The organism is Streptomyces sp. SAS_270 (genome assembly GCF_052543295.1).
In genome coordinates this window covers 19319-40719 of record NZ_JBMNDS010000080.1, presented here as the reverse complement: position 1 = coordinate 40719, position 21401 = coordinate 19319, and the positions used below count along the sequence as shown (strand labels likewise).

Genomic DNA, 21401 nt, shown 5'->3' with positions numbered 1-21401 from the left:
GCCGGAGCTCAAGATGTGCGGTCGTCACCGACCATGAGCAATAAACTTCGGGCGTGACCACCGAGTTGGCTCTGCTGTCCCGGGTCGCCTGTCGCGGCAAGGAGATCACCGCGCCACGGCTGCGCGGGCTGTTGGGCCTGCTCGCGGAGGATCTCCGCACCGGATGCAGTACTGGTCGACTGGTGGCAGGTCTGTGGCCGGAGGAGTTGCCGGAGCGGCCGGGCAAGGCGGTGCAGATCCTGGTGTCGCGGCTCAGGGCGCAGGTGGGCGCCGAGCTGATCGTGAGCACGTCGACGGGGTACCGGCTGGCGCTGGAGGAGACACAGGTCGACAGTTCCGCGCTGCTGCTGCACGAGGCGGCGAGTGCCGAGCGCGCGCGGGCGGGGGATCACGAGGGCGCACTGGCGCAGGCCCGGGCGGGCCTGGCTCTCTGGGACGGCAGTGTGGGCGCGGGCGCGGGAGAGGACCTGCACGATCCGGTCGTCGCCCTCCGCGTCGACCGGCGGCGGACCTTCCGTTCGCTGGTCCGCTCCCGGGCGCTCGCCCTCGCCCGGCTGGGGCGGCCGCAGGAGGCCGTGGCGGCGCTGGCCGGGGTGGCCCGGGAGCTGCCGCGGGACGAAGAGGTGCTGGCGGAACTGCTGCGCTGCGAGGCCGCCACGGCAGGCCGGGCCGCGGCACTGACCCGGTACGACACCTACCGCCGCGGGCTGCGCGATGCGCTCGGCACCGATCCGGGCCCCGAGTTGAGGTCCGTGCACCAGGAGTTGCTGAGCGCTGACGTGCCCCGGGTCCGCCACGGTGTTCCGCACGAGCCGAACCCGCTGCTGGGGCGGGATGCCGACATCGCCGCCGTGGGCGCGTTGCTCCGCGAGGTGCGGGTGGTCACGCTCGTCGGTCCCGGCGGGCTGGGCAAGACCCGCCTCTCCCACGCGGTGAGCCGGGCGGCCGAGCAGCCCGTCGTGCACTTCGTCAGCCTGGCCGGTGTCCTCGCCGACGACGACGTGGCCGGTGAGGTGGCCTCCGCCGTCGGTGCGGGAGAGGGCCGGCAGTTCGCCGGGGACGCGGTGAACGGCGTCGTCGGCGCCCTGGGCGCCGGGCCCGCGCTGCTGGTTCTGGACAACTGCGAACAGGTGATCCCCGGCGCGGCGGATCTCGTACAGGCACTGGTCTCGCGGTCGAAGGAGCTGCGGGTGCTGGCCACCAGCCGGGCGCCGCTGGGACTGACCTCGGAGTCGGTGTACGCCCTGCCGGAGCTCTCGCCGGCGACATCGGTCGAGCTCTTCGGGCAGCGGGCGCGGGCCGCCAGGCCCGGCGTGGAACTGCCCGCCGACAAGGTCGCCGAGATCTGCCGCCACCTGGACGGGCTGCCGCTGGCCGTCGAACTCGCCGCGGCCCGGGTCCGGGTGCTCTCCGTGGACGACATCTCGCGCCGGCTGAGGGACCGCTTCGCGCTGCTGCGCGGCGGCGCCCACGACGCGCCCGAGCGGCATCGCACGCTGCGGGCCGTCGTCGAGTGGAGCTGGAATCTCCTGGAGGCCGACGGGCGGGCGGCGATGCGTGCGTTGTCGGTGTTCCCCGGGGGCTTCACCGAGGACGCGGCTCAGTACGTGCTCGGTGAGAACGGGGACGCGCTGACGCTGCTGGAGCAACTGGCGGGCCAGTCCCTGGTGAAGGTGAGCGAAACCCCTTCCGGGGGCTCTTCCGGGGGCTCTTCCGGAGGGACTGCCGGAGTGCGCTTCCACATGCTGGAGACGCTGCGGGAGTTCAGTGCCGCCCGGCGCGCGGAGGCCGGTGAGGAGGAGGCGGTGACCGGCCGGTTCCTTCTCTGGGCCCGGGACTTCGGGCGGGCCCACCACGACGTGCTGTTCGGCGACGGCCCGCTGCGCCCGTGGATCGGCATCCGGGCCGAGCAGGACAATCTCGTCCTGGCCCTGCGGTACGCGCTCGCCCGCGCCGACGGGCCCACCACCGCCGCCCTCACCGCAGCCCTGGGCTCGTTGTGGGCCACCGGCTCCAACTACGCCCGCCTCGCCGCCCTCGCCGACGAGACCGCCGGGCCGCTGTCCCATTTCCGTCCCGGCACCGGGAAGCCCGAGGACCGCGGCGACCCCGAGAGCGCCGTGGACGTCGAGACGGCTCGCAGCGCGGCGACGGTGTGCACGACCAGCCTCTTCATGGGCCGCGGCCCCTACGCCGTACGCCATCTCGTCACGCTGCGCCGGCTGCCGCCCGCCCCGCCGGACACGCTCGCGCGGGCGCTGGCCATCGTGCTGTGCGCCTTCCCGGAGATGCACCCGCCGCACTACACACGGCTGCAGGAACTCTGCGACGACGACGCGCCCATGCTGGCGGGCATGGCGGCGGGCGTCGCCAGCTATGTGTGGGAGACCGAGCACGAGACGGAACGCGCGCTGGAGTGCGCCCGCCGGATGCTCGTCGCGCTGGGGCCGCTCGGAAATCCGGCCATGCGGCTGCTGAGCCATGGGCGGATCAGCGAGCTGTGCCTGAAGTCCGGGCGCGGCACGGAGGCGTACGGCCATCTGCGGGCCGCGCTGAGCGCGCTCGACGAGGCCGGCGACTGGTCGGACTCGATCGGGGTGCGCTGGGGGCTGGTGCTCGCCTGTCTGCAGCGCGGGGAGATCGACGAGGCGGAGTACTGGCTGGGACTCGCGGCGCTCGATCAGCAGCCGGAGTCCGTCGAGACCTACAGCACGGATCTGCCGGCCCGCGCGGAGATCGCACTCGCCCGCGGGCTGAGCGAGGTCGGGCTCGGACTGTGGCGGCAGGCCGTGGAGCAGATGCGGGAGGGCAGCCTGTTGCATGCCGACGATCCGTTCGTGGACCCGTGGTCACTGACGATCCAGGCCGCCGCGTTGTCGGCGCACGCCCAGTGCGGCCGCCTCGAACCGGTGGCCGGGCTGGCCGAGCGGCTGCGGGAACGGCTGCTCGGAATGCTCCACGGCTCCTCGGGCGACGTCTCTCCGGCCGAACTGCCGGTGTACGGCACGGTGTTGCTGGCGCTCGGCTTCGTCGGCGTGGCCGGGGGCGACCCGAGCGCCGTACGGCTGCTGGCGCTGGCGGAGCGGATGCCCGCCGTACGGGAGTACCCCACCCTGTCCTCGGCCCGGTCCCGGCAGGCCGCCGAGAACGCCGACAGGGCGGCCTACGACGACGCGAGGTCGACGTACGCCACCCTGGACCGGGAGGAGTTGCGGGCGGCCGCACTGCGCGAGCTCAGTTCCGCGGCTCGCGGTTGAACCTCGCCTTGGACCACAGGTAGCCCAGCACGGTCAGGCCCAGGCACCAGCCGACGGCGAGCACCGCGTTCTTGGTGCCGATCCCGCTGCCCAGCAGCAGCCCGCGCAGGGTCTCGATGGCGGAGGAGAACGGCTGGTACTCGGCGAACCAGCGGAACCAGCCCGGCATGGCGTCCACCGGAACGAACGCGCTGGACAGGAAGGGCAGCATCACCAGCGGCGTCCCGATGTTGCTGGCTCCCTCGGGGTTGGGGCTGATCAGGCCGATGCCGACCGAGAGCCAGGTCAGCGCAAGGCTGACCAGAGTCATCAGAGCGGCCGCCGCGAGCCACTCCACCGGTGTCGCGTCGGGCCGGAAGCCGATGGCCAGGCCGATACCCAGGACCAGCACCAGAGACATCAGCGTCTGGATCACGCTGCCGATCACATGGCCGATCAGCACGGAGGCACGGGAGATCGCCATGGTGCGGAACCGGGCCATGATGCCCTCGGTCATGTCGGTGCACACGGCCACCGCGGTGCCGAGCGAGGTCATGGCCACGGTCAGCAGGAGGATGCCGGGAACCAGGTAGGCGACGTAGTCGGCGCGGTTCGCGTGGCCGCCGGTGATGCCGGCGCTCATCACGTTGCCGAAGACGTAGACGAACAGCAGCAGCAGGATGACCGGGGTGAGCAGGAGGTTCAGGGTGAGGGAGGGGTAGCGGCGGGCGTGCAGCAGGTTGCGCCGCAGCATGGTCATGTTGTCGCGGAAGGCGTGGCTCGCGGTGCTCATCGGACGGTCTCCTGGTCGGCTCGGACGGTCGCCCTGTCGGCGAGCTGCGAGGGCTTGTCGGTGGTCTGCGAAGGCCTGTCGGCGGGCTGCGCGGGTACGGGGCTTGCGGTCAGGGCGAAGAAGACGTCGTCCAGGTCCGGGGTGTGCACGGACAGCTCGTCGGACTCGATGCCGGCGGCGTCCAGCCAGTCGAGGATGGCGCGCAGCTCGCGCTGGCTTCCGTCGCTGGGGATGTTCAGGGTGAACGCCTGGTCGTCCCGCGTGGCCTCGCGCAGCGCGGTCGCCGCCCGCTCGTAGGCCGCCGGGTCGGCAAACCGCAGCCGTACGTGGCCGCCGGGCACGAGCCGCTTGAGCTCCGCGGCGCTGCCCTGGGCGACGAGCCTGCCGGCGTCGAGCACGGCGATGCGGTCGGCGAGTTGGTCGGCCTCGTCGAGGTACTGGGTGGTGAGGAAGACGGTGGTGCCGCCGGAGACCAGCTCGCGGATGATCTGCCACATGGTGTGGCGGGAGCGCGGGTCGAGACCGGTGGTCGGCTCGTCGAGGAAGATGATCCGCGGGCTGCCGACCAGGGTCATGGCGATGTCGAGGCGGCGCTTCATACCGCCGGAGTAGGTGGACGCGGGCTTCTTCGCGGCCTCGACGAGATCGAACCGCTCCAGCAGCTCGGAGGTCACCCGCCGCCCCTCCGCACGGGAGAGGTGGTGCAGGTCGGCCATCAGGAGCATGTTCTCCTCCCCCGTGATCAGGCCGTCCACGGCGGAGAACTGTCCGGTGACCCCGATGGCTGCGCGTACCCGCTGGGCCTCGGCGGTGAGATCGTGCCCGGCGATCCGTGCCTGCCCGCCGTCCGCGGTGATCAGGGTGGACAGGATGTTGACCACCGTGGTCTTGCCCGCGCCGTTCGGCCCGAGCAGGGAGAAGACCGTGCCCGCGGGTACGTGGATGTCGATGCCGTCGAGGACGGTCTTGTCCCCGTAGGACTTGCGCAGCCCGGTGGCTGTGATCGCGAGTTCGTGGTCTGTCGTCGTCATGCCGCAGAGCTTGCGGCCGAGGCGGTTCAGCGGGGCTTCAATGCGGTTTCAGCCGACCAGGGCCGTTGATGGGATGCTGAAACCCGCAGGTCAGGGAGGGTGCGGGCGACCGCGCCCCGGGAGTCGTACCGGCGGCCGGCTTACTTGGCGCGCTCGGGGTGCGTGCGCAGGGGCGGGGTGGGTGAATGGGAGGACGGCCGAGGGTCGCAGGGGCACGGTGGGAGAAACGGCAGGAGAACCGGTCATGGGACGAGTGCGGGTGAACGGGGTCGAGCTGTTTCATGAGATCGCCGGTTCCGGGGAGCCGTTGGTGCTGGTGCACGGGTCCTGGGGGGATCACGACAACTGGCGGGCGGTCCTGCCGGCGCTGGCGGAGCGGTATCGCGTGCTCGTCTACGACCGGCGCGGGCACAGTCTCAGCGAGCGGCCCTCGGGGCAGGGGTCGCGTGCCGAGGACGAGGACGACCTGGGGGCGCTGATCGAGGAGCTGGGGTTCGCGCCGGCGTATGTGGCGGGCAACTCCTTCGGAGCATCGACCACGCTGGGGCTGGCCGCTCGGCGGCCCGAACTGTTCCGCGGGCTGATCGCGCACGAGCCCCCGCTGATGGGTGTCGTGGCCGGTGATCCGGACCTTCAGCCGCTCATGGACGCGGCCGGCCGGAGGATCGACTCCGTGCTCGACCGGCTTCGGGCGGGTGAATCCCTCGCCGGAGCACGGGAGTTCGTGGAGGAGGTCGCCTTCGGGCCGGGCGCCTGGGAGCAGGTTCCGGATCAGGTTCGCGAGACGTTCGTGCGCAACGCCCCGACCTTCCTGGACGAACAGGCCGACCCCGGCTGGCCGGTGCTCGACCTCGCGGGCCTGTCCGGCTACACCGGCCCGGCACTGCTGACCGGGGGCACCGAGAGTCCGCCCTGGTTCGCCGCCATCATCGGCAAGCTCGCGGGCGCCCTGCCGCAGGCCGACGTACGGACCCTCCAGGGCGCCGGCCACGTTCCCCATGTCACCCACCCCCAGGACTACGTGGCCGGCGTGATCCGCTTCATCCAAGGTGCGGGCCGGGATCGCTAGAAGCGGATCTCCTCGCAGGTCACTGTGGAACCAGGCGTGCCGGTGAGGCAGTCTTCTCCCTTGTGGCGAGCCTTCCGAACCAGAGTCAGCAGGGTCAGAGCGGGTCGGTCGGCGGCGCGCACATGGTGGTGTGCGGGGACGATGCCCTGGCGCACCGGCTGGCGGCAGAGCTGCGCGGGGTCTACGGCGAGCAGGTGACCCTCGTCGTGCCGCCCGACCAGCGGACGGTGCGGCCGCCGGTGGTGGGGCGGGCCCGCGCCTCGACCCTGTTCGACCGGGTGTCCGCGGCCGTGACCCGGGCCGCCGGGAACGGCGGCGGGAACACGGGCGCCAACACGGGCGGCAGCGCGGGTGCCGGTGGGAGCGGGGGCTCCGGGGGCGTACGGAGTTCCGAACCACCCGGTTCCGAGCGGGTGTTGGAGGCCGCGGACCTCACCGAGGCCGTGCTCGCGGACGCCGGGGTCGAACGGGCCGCCGCGCTCGCCCTCGTCCATGACGACGACGAGACGAACATCCGGGCCGCGCTCACCGCACGGCGGCTCAATCCGCGACTGCGGCTCGTCATCCGGCTCTACAACCGGCGGTTGGGCCAGCACATCGAGGAACTGCTCGATCAGGCCTCGGCGTTGGCCACGGGGATCGGAGCCGGGGGTGCGGGCGCGGGTGGGGGCGCCGGCGAAGGGGCGGGTTCCCGGGGTGCGTTCGGTGGGGATGCGTTCGGTGGGGGTGACGCTTCCACCACTGTTCTCTCCGACGCCGACACCGCCGCTCCGGCCCTCGCCGCCACCGCGGTCGCCGGTACCAGCAAGGTCGTCCAGACCGACGGGCTGATGCTGCGGGCCATGGAACGGCCGCCGCCCGGGCCGGGGCAGGTCGCCGACCCCGGGCTCTGCACGCTCGCGCTGCTGTCCGCCACGACCAGCGACCCCGCCGGGGCCGACGGATCGGAGAGCAGCGGCTCCCAGGGACCCCAACTCCTGCCCGACGAACGGACGGTGGCCGCGGCGACCGGGCGGGGCACCGTTGTACTCGAAACAGTGTCGTACTCCGGTCCCGCGTTGTCCGCGGGCCGCAGTGTCGTACCGTTCGCCTCGCTCTTCTCACGCCGGCTGCGGTGGTCGTTCGCCGGTCTGGTGGCCTGTGTGGTCGCCCTCGCGATCGCGTCGATGGCGGTCACCCGGGAGTCCCCACTGCACGCGACGTATCTGACGCTGCTGGATCTCTTCTCCATCAACGATCCCGCCCTCGGGCAGCCGATCGGACGGCAGCTCCTCCAACTCCTGTCCGGAATGGTCGGGTTGCTGCTGCTTCCCGTGCTGCTGGCCGCGGTGCTGGAGGCCCTCGGGACGTTCCGGAGCGGGTCCGCGCTGCGGCGTCCGCCGCGCGGGCTGTCGGGGCATGTGGTGCTCCTCGGGCTCGGGAAGATCGGTACGCGGGTGCTGGCGCGGTTGCGCGAGTTGCAGATCCCCGTGGTGTGCGTGGAGGCCGACCCCGACGCGCGGGGGCTGGCACTGGCCCGGCGGCTGCGGGTGCCGGTGGTCCTCGGCGATGTGACGCAGGAAGGGGTGCTGGAGGCCGCCAAGATCCAACGGGCGCATGCGCTGCTCGCGTTGACCAGCGCGGACACGATGAATCTCGAGGCCGTGTTGTACGCGCGGTCCGTGCGGCCCGATCTACGGGTGGTGCTGCGGCTGTACGACGACGACTTCGCCACCGCCGTGTACCGGACCCTGCGAGCCGCGCATCCGCAGGCGCTCACCCGGAGTCGGAGTGTGTCCCATCTGGCCGCGCCCGCGTTTGCCGGGGCCATGATGGGGCGGCAGATCCTCGGGGCGATTCCGGTGGAGCGGCGGGTGCTGTTGTTCGCTGCCGTGGATGTCGCCGGTCACCCTCAGCTGGAGGGGCGGACCGTGGGGGAGGCGTTTCGGGCGGGGGCCTGGCGGGTGCTTGCGCTGGACACGGCGGCGCCGGGTGACCGTCGGGCCGATCGGGCGGCCGGCTCCTCGTCGGACACGTCCGGTGGGGGTGGGGCCGGGCTTGTGTGGGACCTTCCCTCCACGTACGTGTTGCGTGGGGAGGACCGGGTGGTGCTGGCTGCGACTCGGCGGGGCCTTGCGGAGTTGTTGGGTCGCCGCCGGGTCCCTCCGGGGGTTTAGGTGGGGTGGGGCGCCCTCTTGTCGCCGGGCACCCGGGGTGGGTGGGCAAACCCCGGGTGCCCCCTGCTTCCTTCGCACCCGGGGTTGGTGCCGGCCGGGGGTGGGTCACGCAACTCGGCGCTTACGAGGTGCTGCTGCGCCCACCCGTGCCGCCCCCAGCGGCACGATTGCCCGCAGTGACGAGGCTTCGCCCGACCCCTACCTCCCCAAGTGCCTCTCCGCGAAGTTGAGTTCCAGGCGGAGTTGTTTGATGCGTTCGTCGACGACGAGGGAGCCGTGGCCGGCGTCGTAGCGGTAGACCTCGTGGGGGGCTGAGCGGGCGGCGAGGCGGTCGACGTAGTTCTCCACCTGGCGGATGGGGCAGCGGGGGTCGTTGACGCCGGCGGAGATGTAGACGGGGGCCTTGACCGCGTCCACGTAGGTCAGGGGGGACGAGGCCTCGAAGCGGGCCGGGACCTCCTCGGGGGTGCCGCCGAGGAGGGTGCGGTCCATGGCCTTCAGGGCTTCCATTTCGTCGTGGTAGGCCGTGACGTAGTCGGCCACCGGAACTGCCGCGATGCCCAGGGTCCACGCGTCGGGCTGGGTGCCGAGGCCGAGCAGGGTGAGGTATCCGCCCCAGGAGCCGCCGGTGAGGATCAGGCGCTCGGGGTCCGCGAGGCCGGACGTCACCGCCCATTCCCTGACCGCCGCGATGTCCTCCAGCTCGATGAGGCCGACGCGGTGCTTGAGAGCGTCCGTCCACTCGCGGCCGTAGCCGGTGGAGCCGCGGTAGTTGACGCGGACCACCGCGTACCCGTGGTCCACCCAGGCCGCCGGGCCCGCCGCGAACGCGTCGCTGTCGTGCCAGGTCGGGCCGCCGTGGATGTCGAAGACGGTGGGGAGGGGGCCGGTGCTGCCCGCGGGCTTCTGGACCAGGGCGTGGATGCGACCGCCGGGGCCCTCCACCCACACGTCCTCCACGGGAACGGATCCCGGGGACTTCAGCCCCGGCGGGTCCAGGACCACGTCACCTGTCGTGGAGCGGACGACCGACGGCTCGGCCGCCGAGGACCACAGGTACTCCACGCTGCCGTCGGGCCGGGCCGTCGCCCCGGACACCGTGCCGGGCGGCGTGGACACGCGCTCCAGGGCGCGGGAGGCCAGGTCGTAGCGCCATACGTCGCTGCGGGCCTCGAAGCCGTGGGCGATGAGCAGCGCGGAGCCGTCCGGGTACCACTCGGCGGCCACGTCGCCCGGCAGGTCGAGGGCGAGGTCGCTCTCCTCGCCGGTCACGACGTCCCATACGAGCGGCTCCCAACGGCCGCGCCGCTGGTGCCCGATGAGCAGGCGGGTGTCCCCGTCGACCGGGGCGAACCCCAGCACCTCAAGGCCCAGCTCGACCGTGCCGCCCTTGGTGTCGTCGAGCTCGGCGACCGTCGTGCCGTCCGGGCGCAGCACCCGCAGCGCCGAGTGCATCGCGTCGCCGTGCTCGGTGTGCTCGATCGCGATCAGTGAACCGTCGTGGGAGAAGTCACCCACGCCGGCGGACTCGCGGTGCCGGTAGATCTCCACCGGGGCCTCGCCGGTCCGGGCCACATGGATCGTCGAGCCGTCCTCGTCCGTCGAGCGGCCCACGACGGCCGTGCGCCCGTCGCGCCCGATGGCCAGTCCGGAGGGGTACGACGCGTCGAGGCCGGGGGTCGCCTCCTCGTCGGGGCCGCCGTGGAAGGGCTGGCGCCGCCAGACGCCGAACTCGTCGCCGTCCTTGTCGTCGAACCACCAGATCCACTCGCCGTCCGGCGCGAGCACCCCGTCCGTCGTGCCGTTCGGCCGGTCGGTGACCTGGCGCTGCTCACCGGTCGAGCGGTCCCACGCGTACAGCTCGTACGTCCCTGTCGCGTTCGAGACGAACAGGGAGCGGTGCGGTGCGTCCTCCGCCCAGTCCGGCAGCGACACCCGCGGTGCCCGGAAACGCTTCTCCCAGTCGGGCATGGTCTCGTCGGGCGTGGTCTCGACGGCCGGCCCGGCCGCGTTGCTCTCAGTCATGGCCCCATAGTGCCTGCCCTGCACGACAATCCGCCGCCGAGATCCGCAGCCTGTGGACAACTCACCTGCCGGGCCGGCAGCCGGTCCGATCGTGGGCAGGCGAGGACGCCCCCGACCCCGCGACCCGGCCCCGCTCCCCTGCCCCGTACCGTGGAAGGCGTGTACCGGTTTCTGCTGACGCCCCGCTGGTGGGGGATCAACGTCTTCGTGCTGTTGGCCATCCCCTTCTGCATCTTCATGGGGTCATGGCAGTTGGGGCGGTTCGAGGACCGGGTGCAGGACCATCGCAGCGCCGGTGAGCAGGCCGAGGCCGCCAAGACGCAGGCCGCCCGGCCGCTGGCGAAGCTGCTGCCCGTGGACAAGGTGACCTCCGGCAAGCAGGCGATCGCGACCGGCCGCTACGGCAAGCAGTTGCTCGTGCCGGACCGCGAGCTCGACGGCAGGCACGGTTTCTACGTCCTGACGATGCTGCGCACGGACGGCGGCTCGGTGCTGCCCGTCGTGCGGGGCTGGCTGCCCGGTGACGCGAACCCGGCGAAGGCGCCGGCCGCGCCCACCGGCGAGGTCACGGTGACCGGCGCGCTGCAGGCACCGGAGAGCCCGGGGGCGAACGGGGTCAACGCCGCCGGGGGTCTTCCCGCGGGCCAGACCGGCGTGATCAGCTCGGCGTCCCTGGTGAACCTCGTGCCGTACAAGCAGCTGTACGACGCCTGGATCACACTCGCCGACGCCGACGCCGGGATGAAGGCGGTGCCCGCCACCACGCCCGACGACACCGGGCTTGACCTGAAGGCGTTCCAGAACCTCGGTTACACCGGGGAGTGGTTCGTCTTCGCGGGCTTCGTGGTGTTCATGTGGTTCCGGCTGCTGCGCCGCGAGGTGGAGTTCGCCCGCGACGCCGAGCTGGGGATCATCCCCGACGGGACCGAGTCCAAGATCGGGACCAAGGCCGGGGCCGAGACCAAGACCGAGGCTGGGACCGAGGCCCCTGCCGCCGGCACCCCGGTCCCGTAACCCGGGACCGGTCCGGTCCTCAGGACGCCAGCATCCCCGTCCGGTACACCGTCCCCGCGCACGCGTTGGACACGGTCGCCGAGGCCATGGGCGAGCCCACCGGTGCGGTGAGCGAGACGGTGACGCTGCCGTCGGCCACCCCGTCCTCCCTGACCAGCTGGGCCGACGTGCCGGTGGTGCCGTCCGTGGTGGTGGTCGTGCCGCCGGTGTCGGTGGAGCCCTCCGTGGGCGTCGGGTCCGGTGACGGGTCCGTGCTCCCGGTGCTTCCACCAGTGGTCGGACACGTCTCCGAGGGAACCCAGGCGAACTTCACCACGTAGGACGTTCCCGGCTGCAGCAGCAGCTGGGCGACCTCCGTGGCGGGGTCGGGCAGCCCGACCGCCGCGTCGCCCGCCACATGGTTGACCACGCTGACCTTGGACGCGTCCGCCGCGCCTGCCACAGCCGTGGACACACCGCCCGCGCCCGTGACCGTACAGGCGGTGGTGGAGATGTTGGAAATGGGGAGCGAGCCGTAGATCGCGCCGGTGGAGTCAGGGGTGCCGACGGAAGTGGCGCCTGCGCCGAGCTGTGTCGCCGTGCACTCGGACGCGACCGCCACCGAGGCCGAAGGGCCGGCGCTGGCACCGCCGGTCGCGGTGCCGGGACCCTTGTCCTTGTCCCTGTCCTTCTTCCCGTCCTTGCCCTTGTCGGTGCCCTTGGACGTGCTGGACGAGCCGCCGGAGGCGCGCGAACCGCCGTCCGTCTCCTTGCCCTGGCTGGAGCCGCCCTGTGTCTGCGAGCTGTTGCCGGCGATGGAGGGGTCGGCGTCGGACCCGGTGGCGTTGGAGACGTGGACGAGGGCCGGGATCGCCGTGCCGATGAAGAGCGCGGCGGCCGCCATGCCGACGACGGCCTGGCGCTTGCGGGCCCGCCTGGCCGGTACCGCGCGCCGCAGGTGCTCCAGCGTGCCGTCGGTCGGCTCGATCTCGTCGACGGCCTGGTGCAGCAGCCTGCGCAGCGCCAGCTCGTCCGAGCCGAGCTCGTCGAAGCCCTGACCGGCCTTGAAGCCCTGCTTGACGCCCTGAGAGCGGCTGCCCTCGCCACTCGCGGGGCTCTGCCCCAGGGCGCTCAGCAGTCCGTCCAGACCATGGCTGTTCAGACCCTGGCCGTCGAGGTCGTGGTCACCCGGGCTCTGCCCGCCGTGATCCTGTCCTTCGGGGCCGTGATTCACAGTTTCGTTCCCAGCGTGCGATTGCTCGTGTTCGTGCTCGTGTCCGGGGCGCGGGTCCTCGTCGCGTCGCCGCCATTTCCCGTACCCGCTCATGCCGACGCCTCCATGGCGACGCGCAGCGCCGCGATGCCGCGCGAGCCGTACGCCTTCACGGACCCCAGCGACACACCCAGCGTCTCGGCGACCTGAGCCTCGGTCATGTCCGCGAAGTAGCGCAGGACCAGGACCTCGCGCTGGCGGCGCTGGAGGCCCTTCATCGCCTTGATCAGGGCGTCGCGCTCCAACTGGTCGTAGGCGCCTTCCTCGGCGCTCGCCATGTCGGGCATCGGCTTGGAGAGGAGCTTGAGGCCGATGATGCGTCGGCGCAAGGCCGACCGCGAAAGATTCACCACGGTCTGGCGCAGATAGGCGAGCGTCTTCTCGGGGTCGCGGACCCGCTTGCGTGCGGAGTGCACGCGGATGAAGGCCTCCTGGACGACGTCCTCGCAGGAGGCGGTGTCGTCGAGCAGGAGAGCCGCGAGACCCAGGAGCGACCGGTAGTGGGCGCGGTAGGTCTCGGTCAGGTGGTCGACCGTGGTGCCGGCCGCCAGGCTGTCCTCGACGGGGCCTTCGGCGCCGTCACGCTGATTCGGTATGCGGGTCGGCCGCGCTGCGGGCATCGGCGCGATCACCGGCATGCCGCCGGGCGTGCCGGGGCTGCGGGGTCGGCGGGGTGGACGAAGGGCTGTACCCCTCGTCTGTACCGCGGTGAATTCGAGAACCTCTGCCACGCCAGTTGGACACGCCTACCCCCGTAAGGGTTGTACGAGACAGGCATCACTTTTGCGTCAGGCCCCGCGCCCGATCGCACCCCTGAAGATGCCCCAAGTGCCGTCATACGTACCCGCTCTTCCCCTATGCCCCATATGCCGTGGCGCCCCGGATGCCCCCTGAAGGGCGTCCGCAAAGACGCTCCCCGCCCTCCGCACGGTTGCGGAGGGCGGGGAGCAATTTCTTCGAACGCCAGGCATCCCGGGTCCAAGTGGTCCGGACCATGGCCGGGCCACAAAGTTCACACAGATCCTACAAACTTATCCATGGATCGCCAGCAAGATTCCGGCTGTCGGACACTCCGGGCGGAGAACTTCACGGTGAGCGGCACGGGGTTCATGCAGGACGGCGGGCTCATCGGGCGGCTCTGAGCTCGGCCGCGACCAGTTCGGCGATCTGTGCGGTGTTGAGTGCGGCGCCCTTGCGCAGGTTGTCCCCGCACACGAACAGTTCGAGTGCCGTCGAATCGTCGAGTGCCCGGCGGACCCGCCCCACCCAGGTGGGATCGGTGCCGACCACGTCCGCGGGGGTGGGGAACTCACCGGCGGCGGGGTTGTCGAAGAGGACGACCCCGGGCGCCGTGGCGAGGATCTCGCGCGCTCCGTCGACGGTGACCTCGCCCTGGAAGCGGGCGTGGACGGTCAGGGAGTGCGTGGTGATCACCGGCACGCGGACGCAGGTGACGGCCACGGGCAGCCGGGGCAGACCGAGGATCTTGCGGGACTCGTCCCGCACCTTCATCTCCTCCGAGGACCAGCCGTCCTCGCGCAGCGACCCGGCCCAGGGCACCACGTTCAGTGCCACCGGCTCGGGGAACGGCCCGGTCAGGTCCCCCACGGCCCGCCGTACGTCACCGGGGTTCGTCCCCAGCTCCGTACCCGCGACGAGGGAGAGCTGCCGGCGCAGGGTGTCGACGCCGGCGCGTCCGGCGCCGCTCACCGCCTGGTACGAGGAGACCACCAGCTCACGCAGCCCGAACTCGGCGTGCAGCGCGCCGAGGGCCACGATCATGGAGAGCGTCGTGCAGTTGGGGTTGGCGATGATGCCGCGCGGCCGCAGCCGGACCGCGTGCGGATTCACCTCGGGCACCACGAGGGGCACGTCGGGGTCCATCCGGAAGGCACCCGAGTTGTCGACGACGACCACGCCCTTGGCGGCGGCGACCGGCGCCCACAGCGCGGCCACCTCGTCCGGTACGTCGAACATCGCGACGTCGACCCCGTCGAAGGACTCCTCCGACAGGGCCACGACCTCGACCTCCTCGCCGCGCACGGCCAGCTTGCGGCCGGCCGAGCGGGGTGAGGCGATCAGGCGGATCTCGCCCCAGATGTCCGCGTGCTGGGACAGGATCTGGAGCATGACCGTGCCGACGGCTCCGGTCGCTCCCACGACCGCCAGCGTCGGACGTCCCGTACGAGCACTGGCCATCAGCGGCCGGTGCCTCCGTAGACGACGGCTTCGTCGCTGTCGGAGTCGAGACCGAAGGCCGTGTGGACGGCGCGCACCGCTTCGTTGACGTCGTCGGCGCGGGTGACGACCGAGATGCGGATCTCGGAGGTCGAGATCAGCTCGATGTTCACGCCCGCGTCGGACAACGCCTCGAAGAAGCCCGCCGTGACACCCGGGTTGGTCTTCATGCCGGCGCCGACCAGGGAGATCTTGCCGATCTGGTCGTCGTAGCGCAGCGAGTCGAAGCCCACCGCGCTCTTGGCCTTCTCCAGGGCGTCGATGGCCTTGCGGCCCTCGGTCTTGGGGAGGGTGAAGGAGATGTCCGTCAGACCGGTGGCGGCGGCGGACACGTTCTGCACGATCATGTCGATGTTGATCTCGGCATCGGCGATGGCGCGGAAGATGACGGCGGCCTCGCCCGGCTTGTCCGGAACACCGACGACCGTGACCTTGGCCTCCGAGGTGTCGTGCGCGACACCGGAGATGATGGCCTGCTCCACCTTCTGGTCCCCTTGCTTCGGCTCGTTGCTGACCCAGGTGCCCTGCAGTCCCGAGAAGGACGAGCGCACGTGGATCGGGATGTTGTAGCGGCGGGCGTACTCCACACAGCGGTGGAGCAGCACCTTGGAGCCGGACGCGGCGAGCTCCAGCATGTCCTCGAAGGCGATCCAGTCGATCTTCTGCGCCTTCTTCACCACCCGCGGGTCGGCGGTGAACACGCCGTCCACGTCGGTGTAGATCTCGCACACCTCGGCGTCGAGGGCGGCCGCGAGGGCCACGGCCGTCGTGTCCGAACCGCCGCGGCCGAGCGTGGTGATGTCCTTCTTGTCCTGGGAGACACCCTGGAAACCGGCGACGATGGCGATGTTGCCCTCGTCCAGCGCGGTCCGGATGCGGCCCGGCGTGACGTCGATGATCCGGGCTTTGTTGTGGACCGAGTCGGTGATGACGCCTGCCTGGCTGCCCGTGAACGACTGGGCGCTGTGGCCCAGGTTTTTGATCGCCATCGCCAGCAGGGCCATGGAGATCCGCTCCCCGGCGGTCAGCAGCATGTCGAATTCCCGGCCGGAAGGCATCGGAGACACCTTTTCGGCGAGATCGATCAGCTCGTCCGTCGTGTCGCCCATCGCGGAAACGACGACGACCACCTGGTGGCCGTTCTTCTTCGCTTCCACGATCCGCTTGGCGACGCGCTTGATGCCCTCGGCATCGGCTACGGAGGAGCCTCCGTACTTCTGCACGACAAGGCCCACGTGCGCTCCTCGCTCAGTCCGTCTCTACCCGCACATACACATGTACTGCGGTCGGCTCAGTCTAACGAGCGGCCGAAATTCCCTGCCCCGATATCGCATGGTGAGATGTCCCGCTCACCCTGCGATCATCTGGGTTTCCTTCGGGCTTCCTCCGGTTTCCTACCGGCATCTTCGGCCGCTCCAGGACGGCATCTGCCCTGCTCGTGGGCGGCCCACTCGGAAAAGTGCGGCGTGTCACACGGGAGGGCTGTGACTTAATTTTCAAGCACTAAGGTTCGGTCTCGTGCGCGTACTCCTGGTGGAAGACGATGAACCGGTCGCCGAGTCGCTCAGACGCGGCCTGCTGCGCTACGGCTTCGAGGTGGAGTGGGTGACCACGGGCGCCGCGGCGCTGGCCCACCCGGGCCCGTACGACGTCGTGCTCCTCGACCTCGGGCTGCCCGACACCGACGGTCTCGACGTCTGCAAGGCGCTGCGCGGGCGCGGTGACGTGCCGATCATCGTGATCAGCGCGCGCAGCGACGAGACGGACCGGGTGGTGGGTCTGGAGCTGGGCGCCGACGACTACGTCTCGAAGCCCTTCGGCGTACGGGAGGTCATCGCGCGGATAAGGGCGGTGATGCGCCGCGTGCAGCCGCGTACGGCCGAGGCGCCGGGACCCGACCGGTACGGCTCCCGGCTGACCGTGGACCGCAAGGCCGCCCGCGTCCACCTGGACGGCGCCGAGGTCGCGCTCGCGCCCAAGGAGTACGACCTGCTCTCGTTCCTCACCGAGGAGCCGGGCGCGCTGATGTCGCGCGAGCAGATCATGGAAGCCGTCTGGGACGCGAACTGGTTCGGGCCGACCAAGACGCTCGACGTCCATGTGGCGGCGCTGCGGCGGAAGCTGGCGGGCGCGATCACGATCGAGGCGGTGCGCGGGGTGGGCTTCCGGCTGGAGATCGCGGGCGGGGACACGGGCGAGGAGAAGGGCGCGCCCTCGGCATGATCCGCCAACTGATCGTCAGTTACGTGCTGTTGGTGGCCGGGGCGCTGGCGGCCTTCACCGTGCCGGTGGCGTTCACGCTGACCGCGCAGCTGCGCGGCGACACCGAGCACTCGGTACGGCGGGAGGCGGCCGCGATGGCGCTGCTCCTGTCGGACGGTTCGACGGCCTCGAAGGCCACGCTGACCCGGATGTCCGAGCGGTACGCCCAGGAGACGCCCGGCACGATGAAGGTGCTCCCCGCCGCCGATGCGCCCGCGCGCGCGACGGCGCACTGGGGCGGCGGGGCCCTCACGGCGACGGCGCCCGCGAAAACGGCCGACGGCCGGATCGTGGGCGCGGTCCGGATCAGCTATCCGACCTCGGACCTCACTCGCCGGCTGTGGCAGATCTGGGGGTTCCGGGCGATCCTCGCCGTGGCGGTCCTCGCGGTGGCGGCCGGTCTCGGCGCGCTGGTGGCCCGCCGGCTGACCCGCCCGCTGCGTCAACTCAACGACATGGCAAGCAAGTTCAGCGACGGCGACCTGACGGCCCGCTCGCCCGTGACGGGCCCCTCGGAGACGCAGACCCTCGCCCGCACGCTCAACCAGGGCGCGGAACGGCTGGACACGCTGGTCGCCGCGCAGCGCATCTTCGTCGCGGACGCCTCGCACCAGCTCCGTACGCCTCTCACCGCGTTGCGGCTGTCGCTGGACAACATCGCGGACGGGGTGGACGACGACTTCGTACGGGAGGACGTGGAGCAGGCGACGGCGGAGGTGGTCCGGATGAGCCGTCTGGTCAACGGGCTGCTCGTGCTGGCCCGCGCCGAGGCGAAGGTGACGGCGGCGGAACCGCTGTCCCTGCACGACGTGGTCGCCGAACGCCTCTCGGTGTGGAGACCGGCCGCCGACGAGCGAGGTGTCACCATCGCTCTTGGGGGAGTTGCCGACGGCCGGCCGCTTGTGCTGGCCAGTCCCGGTCATCTCGACCAGGTCCTGGACAACGTGCTCTCCAACGCCCTGGAGGTCTCGCCGGACGGCGCGACGATCACGGTCCGGTACGAGCCCCGGGGCGACGAGGTGGTGCTGTCGGTGCTGGATCAGGGGCCCGGCATGTCCGACCCCGAGAAGTCCCGCGCCTTCGACCGCTTCTGGCGCGGCCAGGGCCTGACGGGGCGCTCCGGTTCGGGTCTCGGCCTCGCCGTCGTCAAGCAGTTGGTGACCGACGACGGCGGAACCGTGGCCCTGCGGGACGCTCCCGGTGGAGGGCTCTGCGTGGCGATCAGCCTTCGGGCATCGCAGAGGAGTGGTGGTTGACGATCAGCCACTCGCCGCCGCGCTTCTCGTACTCGAAGGTGTAGCGGGCGTTGACGTTGCGCTTCTCGCCGGTCTTGGGGTCGGTGAGGGTGAACACGTACGACCCGGTGTCGATGGCGGAGTTCTTGTCCAGGACGTTGATGATCGTCTTGGTCTTCTTGCCGACAGGCTTGTTCTGGAGGAAGTGCTCGAAGTAGTCCTCGATCCCGGCGTGGTCGGTCCGGATCTTGTTGGACACGGTGGGCAGCAGCACGGCGTCGTCGGCGTAGCGCTCGGTGACCTTCTCCGGGTCACCGGTCTGCAGGGCGGCGTTCCAGCCGACGAACAGCGCGGCTATCTGCTTCTTGGTCGGCTTGCTGTCCTTCTCCGTGCCGGCGGCACTGATACCGACGCTCGCCGTCACGGTGGTGGCGAGGGCGGCCGCGGTGACGAGGGCGGCGCGGATGCGGGTCTTGCGGGTCATCGCTGGCTCCAGTGCGGCGAGTTGGCTTCTCCGTTCCGGTGTCTTCCGGAGGAGTGACTCCAGACTCGCTTTGCGCTGGTTAGGGGTGGTGCAACGGACGTACAGGGGCGGTACAAGGGGCGGCCAAAGTGCGGAGGGTGGCGGGGTGATTACACGCTGATCGCAGCGAGCAGAGCAGTCAGATCCCCGATCAGGACCCGCCCTTCGGGAGTATCACCCATCGCCCCGATGCATTCGGAGATGAGGTCGGGCAGAAGCTCGGCGGCACGTTCCGGTTCGCCGACGCGCACCAGCAACAGCACATGCTGAGACCTCAGTTGCATGGTCACCCGGTCCATGGTCCCCATTTCGGCCCCGTACCAGTCCACCAGCTTCTCGGCCTGCACGACGGCCCGTTCGTACTCCCCTGCCTCCGTCAGCGCGTCGAGATACCGATACCGGAATCCAGCGGAGAAGGGACTGCCGACCCCCGTTGCCCGCTCCGCCTCCGCGAGCCTGGCCTCCATGGCCGGGAGGTCGACCATCTCGGTGGCCAGGTCGTTCAGTTGTACGCGGAAGTGGAGGGTCAGCATGTTCTCGGGCCCCAGGACCCGCATGGCACGTTCCAGCGTCTCCGAGGCAAGTGACTCCCCAGCAGCCCGGTCCCGCCCCATCAGTACGGAGATGAGCGCGCCCCGCGCCTGGAAGGCGTACAGATGATCCTCGCCGAACTCGCGGTCCGCCAGGGCGATCTGCTCTTCGAGGACACGGCGGGCCCGTATCGCGTCGCCCTGGGCCATATGGATCATGGCCGCCGTCTGGAGCGCGTCGAGGACCAGCTCCACGTCCGTCCCCGGATTGCGCCCGACAAACGCGGCTGCCCGCTCGCACAGGGCCGTGCCACGCTCCGGGTAGGTCCTCGCGAGTCGGAGGGCGGCTTCGAGGAAGAGCCGGGTCAGTTCCTCGGTTTCGGAGTCGAGGGCCGTATGGCTCGCCAGCGTCTCGACGTGGGTCGCCCACTCCAGCGTGGCCTCGCCCCAGAGGCCGCCGGGCAGGGAGGCGTGCAGCACCAGGGCGGAGACCTCGCGCATCGTGTCGGTCAGCCGCGGAATGAGGGTTCGCACCACCGCCTGGACCAGCCGGTGCACCGAGATCGTCGCGCTTCCGTGCAGGGTGATCATGCTGTACGCGGCGAGGCGGCGGATCGCTTCCGTCAGCTCAAGAGGGCTGCCCGCGAGCCTCTCCAGATAGGCCCGGGGAATGCCGTCCGGCGACCACCAGGCGATGACACGCAGGATGCCCGCAGCCATCGGCGTGTCCGCGAGCCGGTCCAGCGTCACCTGCCACACCCGGGCCACCGTCCGCTGCGCGTCGCCGCCCTCCGCTGTCAGGGCGTACATGTCGTACGGGTGCCGGGCCAGAAGTTCGAGGTACGTGCGCGGAGTCACCCCCGCCTCGCGGCAGTACGCCGCCGCCTGGTCGACGGCCAGGGGCAGGCAGCCCAGTTCGGCGCACAGCTCCTCGACGCCGTCGACAGGGCCGTCGTAAATACGGCCGAACAGCTCGACCGCTTCGGCCGGTTGGAGGACGTCAAGGTCCAGCGGCGTGGCGGTCCCCCGCCAACTCGCCGCCCCCCGCCGGGTGGTGATCAGAAACCGCCCGTCCGGCGCCCGCGCGAGCAGCGGTTTGATGTGGGACGGGTCGGAGACGTTGTCCAGTACGAGCAGCCAGCCGTCGTTGGACGACAGCCACTGGATCGCGCACTCCCGGAAAGCCTCCTCCGTGAGGACGCCGACCAGGGCGGGCCGCAGGGCGCGGCCGAGGGCGGCGAGGCCCGCGTCCAGCTCGGCCGGCGATTCGGCGGTGATCCACCAGATCGGGTTGAAGTCCGCCGTACGGTCCGCTGCCCAGCGCGCGGCCAGCGTCGACTTCCCGATGCCGCCCAGCCCGTGCACGGCGTGCACGACGACTCCTCCGGCCTCACCGAACGCCTCGCCCAGCAACCGCAGTTCGCGTTCGCGCCCGACGAACTGTGCCGTCCGGTCCGGGAGATGGAGCACCTTCGTTGTGCACGGTCCGGTTCCGAATGCCTCGGCGGGCAGCACCGTTGCCTGTGCGATCTGGGTGACGAAGTCACCGGTGGAGACGCTCCCGATGTCACCGCCGGCGGCGACGGACCGCTCCCCCGCCGCCTCCGCGCTCACGCGTCCCCCGTCGACACGCTCCCGATGTCACCGCCCGCCGCGACGGAACGGTCGCCGGAGGCGGTGACCGTGCCTCCGGGCGGCGGGGCCGAGGGGGGCATCGAGGGCGGGGCCGCGGCGGTCGTACCGTTGCCCGTCGCGGCGGAGCCGATGCTGCCGCCCGCGGCGATGGATCGCTCACCGCTCGCGGTAACCGCCCCGGCCGCGGTCTGCCCCATGAGCGCATAGATCGTGAGCGCAAGCCCGATCAGCCCCGCAACGCTCCCCGCCACACTCGCCCACGGATCCGCCGCCTGAACGTCGAGCACCCCACCCACGACAAGCCCCACGGCCCCTGCCGCACAGAGCCCGATTCCCGTCCACATCAACGCCTTTGACCGCACCGTCATGGGAACATCATCGCGTTCGGGCCGCCGAGGCGCA

The 21401-nt window shown here is 71.3% G+C and carries 16 protein-coding genes; 6 read left to right on the top strand and 10 right to left on the bottom strand.

From position 1 onward, the window contains the following. Positions 1-53: 53 nt before the first annotated feature. Entirely contained in the window at positions 54-3257 is a 3204-nt protein-coding gene (locus tag ACN6LB_RS36885) for an ATP-binding protein (RefSeq protein WP_445029664.1), read from the top strand. On the opposite strand, the gene ACN6LB_RS36880 is transcribed toward ACN6LB_RS36885, so the two are convergent. Next, positions 3235-4029: an ABC transporter permease gene (locus ACN6LB_RS36880; RefSeq protein ID WP_445029663.1), complete on the bottom strand. Its 795-nt coding sequence runs from the start codon at positions 4027-4029 to the stop codon at positions 3235-3237. The two genes, ACN6LB_RS36885 and ACN6LB_RS36880, sit on opposite strands and share 23 nt — an antisense overlap. Next, entirely contained in the window at positions 4026-5060 is a 1035-nt protein-coding gene (locus ACN6LB_RS36875; protein ID WP_445029662.1) for an ATP-binding cassette domain-containing protein, read from the bottom strand. The genes ACN6LB_RS36880 and ACN6LB_RS36875 overlap by 4 nt, the downstream gene beginning before the upstream one ends. Before the next feature lie 244 nt (positions 5061-5304). On the opposite strand from ACN6LB_RS36875, the gene ACN6LB_RS36870 reads away from it, so the two are divergent. Beyond that, positions 5305-6129 (top strand): alpha/beta fold hydrolase, encoded by an 825-nt coding sequence (locus ACN6LB_RS36870; RefSeq protein ID WP_445029661.1) that lies wholly within the window; start codon positions 5305-5307, stop codon positions 6127-6129. A gap of 122 nt (positions 6130-6251) precedes the next feature. Then, positions 6252-8285 (top strand): NAD-binding protein, encoded by a 2034-nt coding sequence (locus tag ACN6LB_RS36865; RefSeq protein WP_445029668.1) that lies wholly within the window; start codon positions 6252-6254, stop codon positions 8283-8285. Positions 8286-8483: 198 nt separating this feature from the next. Here ACN6LB_RS36865 and ACN6LB_RS36860 read toward each other — a convergent pair whose 3' ends face one another. Beyond that, positions 8484-10310 carry a prolyl oligopeptidase family serine peptidase gene (locus tag ACN6LB_RS36860; RefSeq protein WP_445029660.1) on the bottom strand — a complete coding sequence of 609 codons (1827 nt, stop codon included), beginning with the start codon at positions 10308-10310 and terminating at the stop codon, positions 8484-8486. A gap of 159 nt (positions 10311-10469) precedes the next feature. Here ACN6LB_RS36860 and ACN6LB_RS36855 point away from each other — a divergent pair, with 159 nt between their 5' ends. Continuing rightward, on the top strand, positions 10470-11324 hold the full coding sequence (locus ACN6LB_RS36855) for an SURF1 family protein (protein WP_445029659.1): 855 nt from the start codon (positions 10470-10472) through the stop codon (positions 11322-11324). A 19-nt stretch (positions 11325-11343) separates the two neighbouring features. On the opposite strand, the gene ACN6LB_RS36850 is transcribed toward ACN6LB_RS36855, so the two are convergent. The 4 genes from ACN6LB_RS36850 to ACN6LB_RS36835 all read right to left on the bottom strand — a co-directional run bounded on the left by ACN6LB_RS36850 (position 11344) and on the right by ACN6LB_RS36835 (position 16049). Next, the gene (locus ACN6LB_RS36850; protein ID WP_356133836.1) at positions 11344-12537 is read right to left on the bottom strand and encodes a hypothetical protein; all 1194 of its coding nucleotides are present in this window, start codon (positions 12535-12537) and stop codon (positions 11344-11346) included. Positions 12538-12626: 89 nt separating this feature from the next. Then, positions 12627-13307 (bottom strand): SigE family RNA polymerase sigma factor, encoded by a 681-nt coding sequence (locus ACN6LB_RS36845; protein WP_356133838.1) that lies wholly within the window; start codon positions 13305-13307, stop codon positions 12627-12629. Between the two features lie 394 nt (positions 13308-13701). After that, positions 13702-14775, bottom strand: a complete 1074-nt coding sequence (locus ACN6LB_RS36840; RefSeq protein WP_356133840.1) for an aspartate-semialdehyde dehydrogenase — start codon at positions 14773-14775, stop codon at positions 13702-13704. Further along, positions 14775-16049, bottom strand: coding sequence for an aspartate kinase (locus tag ACN6LB_RS36835; RefSeq protein WP_445029658.1), 1275 nt, complete (start codon positions 16047-16049; stop codon positions 14775-14777). Before ACN6LB_RS36835 ends, ACN6LB_RS36840 begins: the two co-directional genes overlap by 1 nt. A 283-nt stretch (positions 16050-16332) precedes the next feature. Between ACN6LB_RS36835 and ACN6LB_RS36830 the strand changes: the two genes are divergently transcribed. Both ACN6LB_RS36830 and ACN6LB_RS36825 read left to right on the top strand, forming a co-directional pair. Next, the gene (locus ACN6LB_RS36830; protein WP_356133844.1) at positions 16333-17037 is read left to right on the top strand and encodes a response regulator transcription factor; all 705 of its coding nucleotides are present in this window, start codon (positions 16333-16335) and stop codon (positions 17035-17037) included. Further along, complete coding sequence (locus ACN6LB_RS36825) at positions 17034-18332, top strand: sensor histidine kinase (protein WP_445029656.1); 1299 nt, start codon at positions 17034-17036, stop codon at positions 18330-18332. The genes ACN6LB_RS36830 and ACN6LB_RS36825 overlap by 4 nt, the downstream gene beginning before the upstream one ends. On the opposite strand, the gene ACN6LB_RS36820 is transcribed toward ACN6LB_RS36825, so the two are convergent. From ACN6LB_RS36820 to ACN6LB_RS36810, 3 genes are all read right to left on the bottom strand, one after another. Beyond that, positions 18298-18795 carry an SgcJ/EcaC family oxidoreductase gene (locus ACN6LB_RS36820; protein WP_445029655.1) on the bottom strand — a complete coding sequence of 166 codons (498 nt, stop codon included), beginning with the start codon at positions 18793-18795 and terminating at the stop codon, positions 18298-18300. The two genes, ACN6LB_RS36825 and ACN6LB_RS36820, sit on opposite strands and share 35 nt — an antisense overlap. A 149-nt stretch (positions 18796-18944) precedes the next feature. Continuing rightward, on the bottom strand, positions 18945-20978 hold the full coding sequence (locus tag ACN6LB_RS36815; protein WP_445029654.1) for an NB-ARC domain-containing protein: 2034 nt from the start codon (positions 20976-20978) through the stop codon (positions 18945-18947). After that, positions 20975-21367: a hypothetical protein gene (locus tag ACN6LB_RS36810; RefSeq protein ID WP_445029653.1), complete on the bottom strand. Its 393-nt coding sequence runs from the start codon at positions 21365-21367 to the stop codon at positions 20975-20977. Before ACN6LB_RS36810 ends, ACN6LB_RS36815 begins: the two co-directional genes overlap by 4 nt. Positions 21368-21401 lie beyond the last annotated feature (34 nt).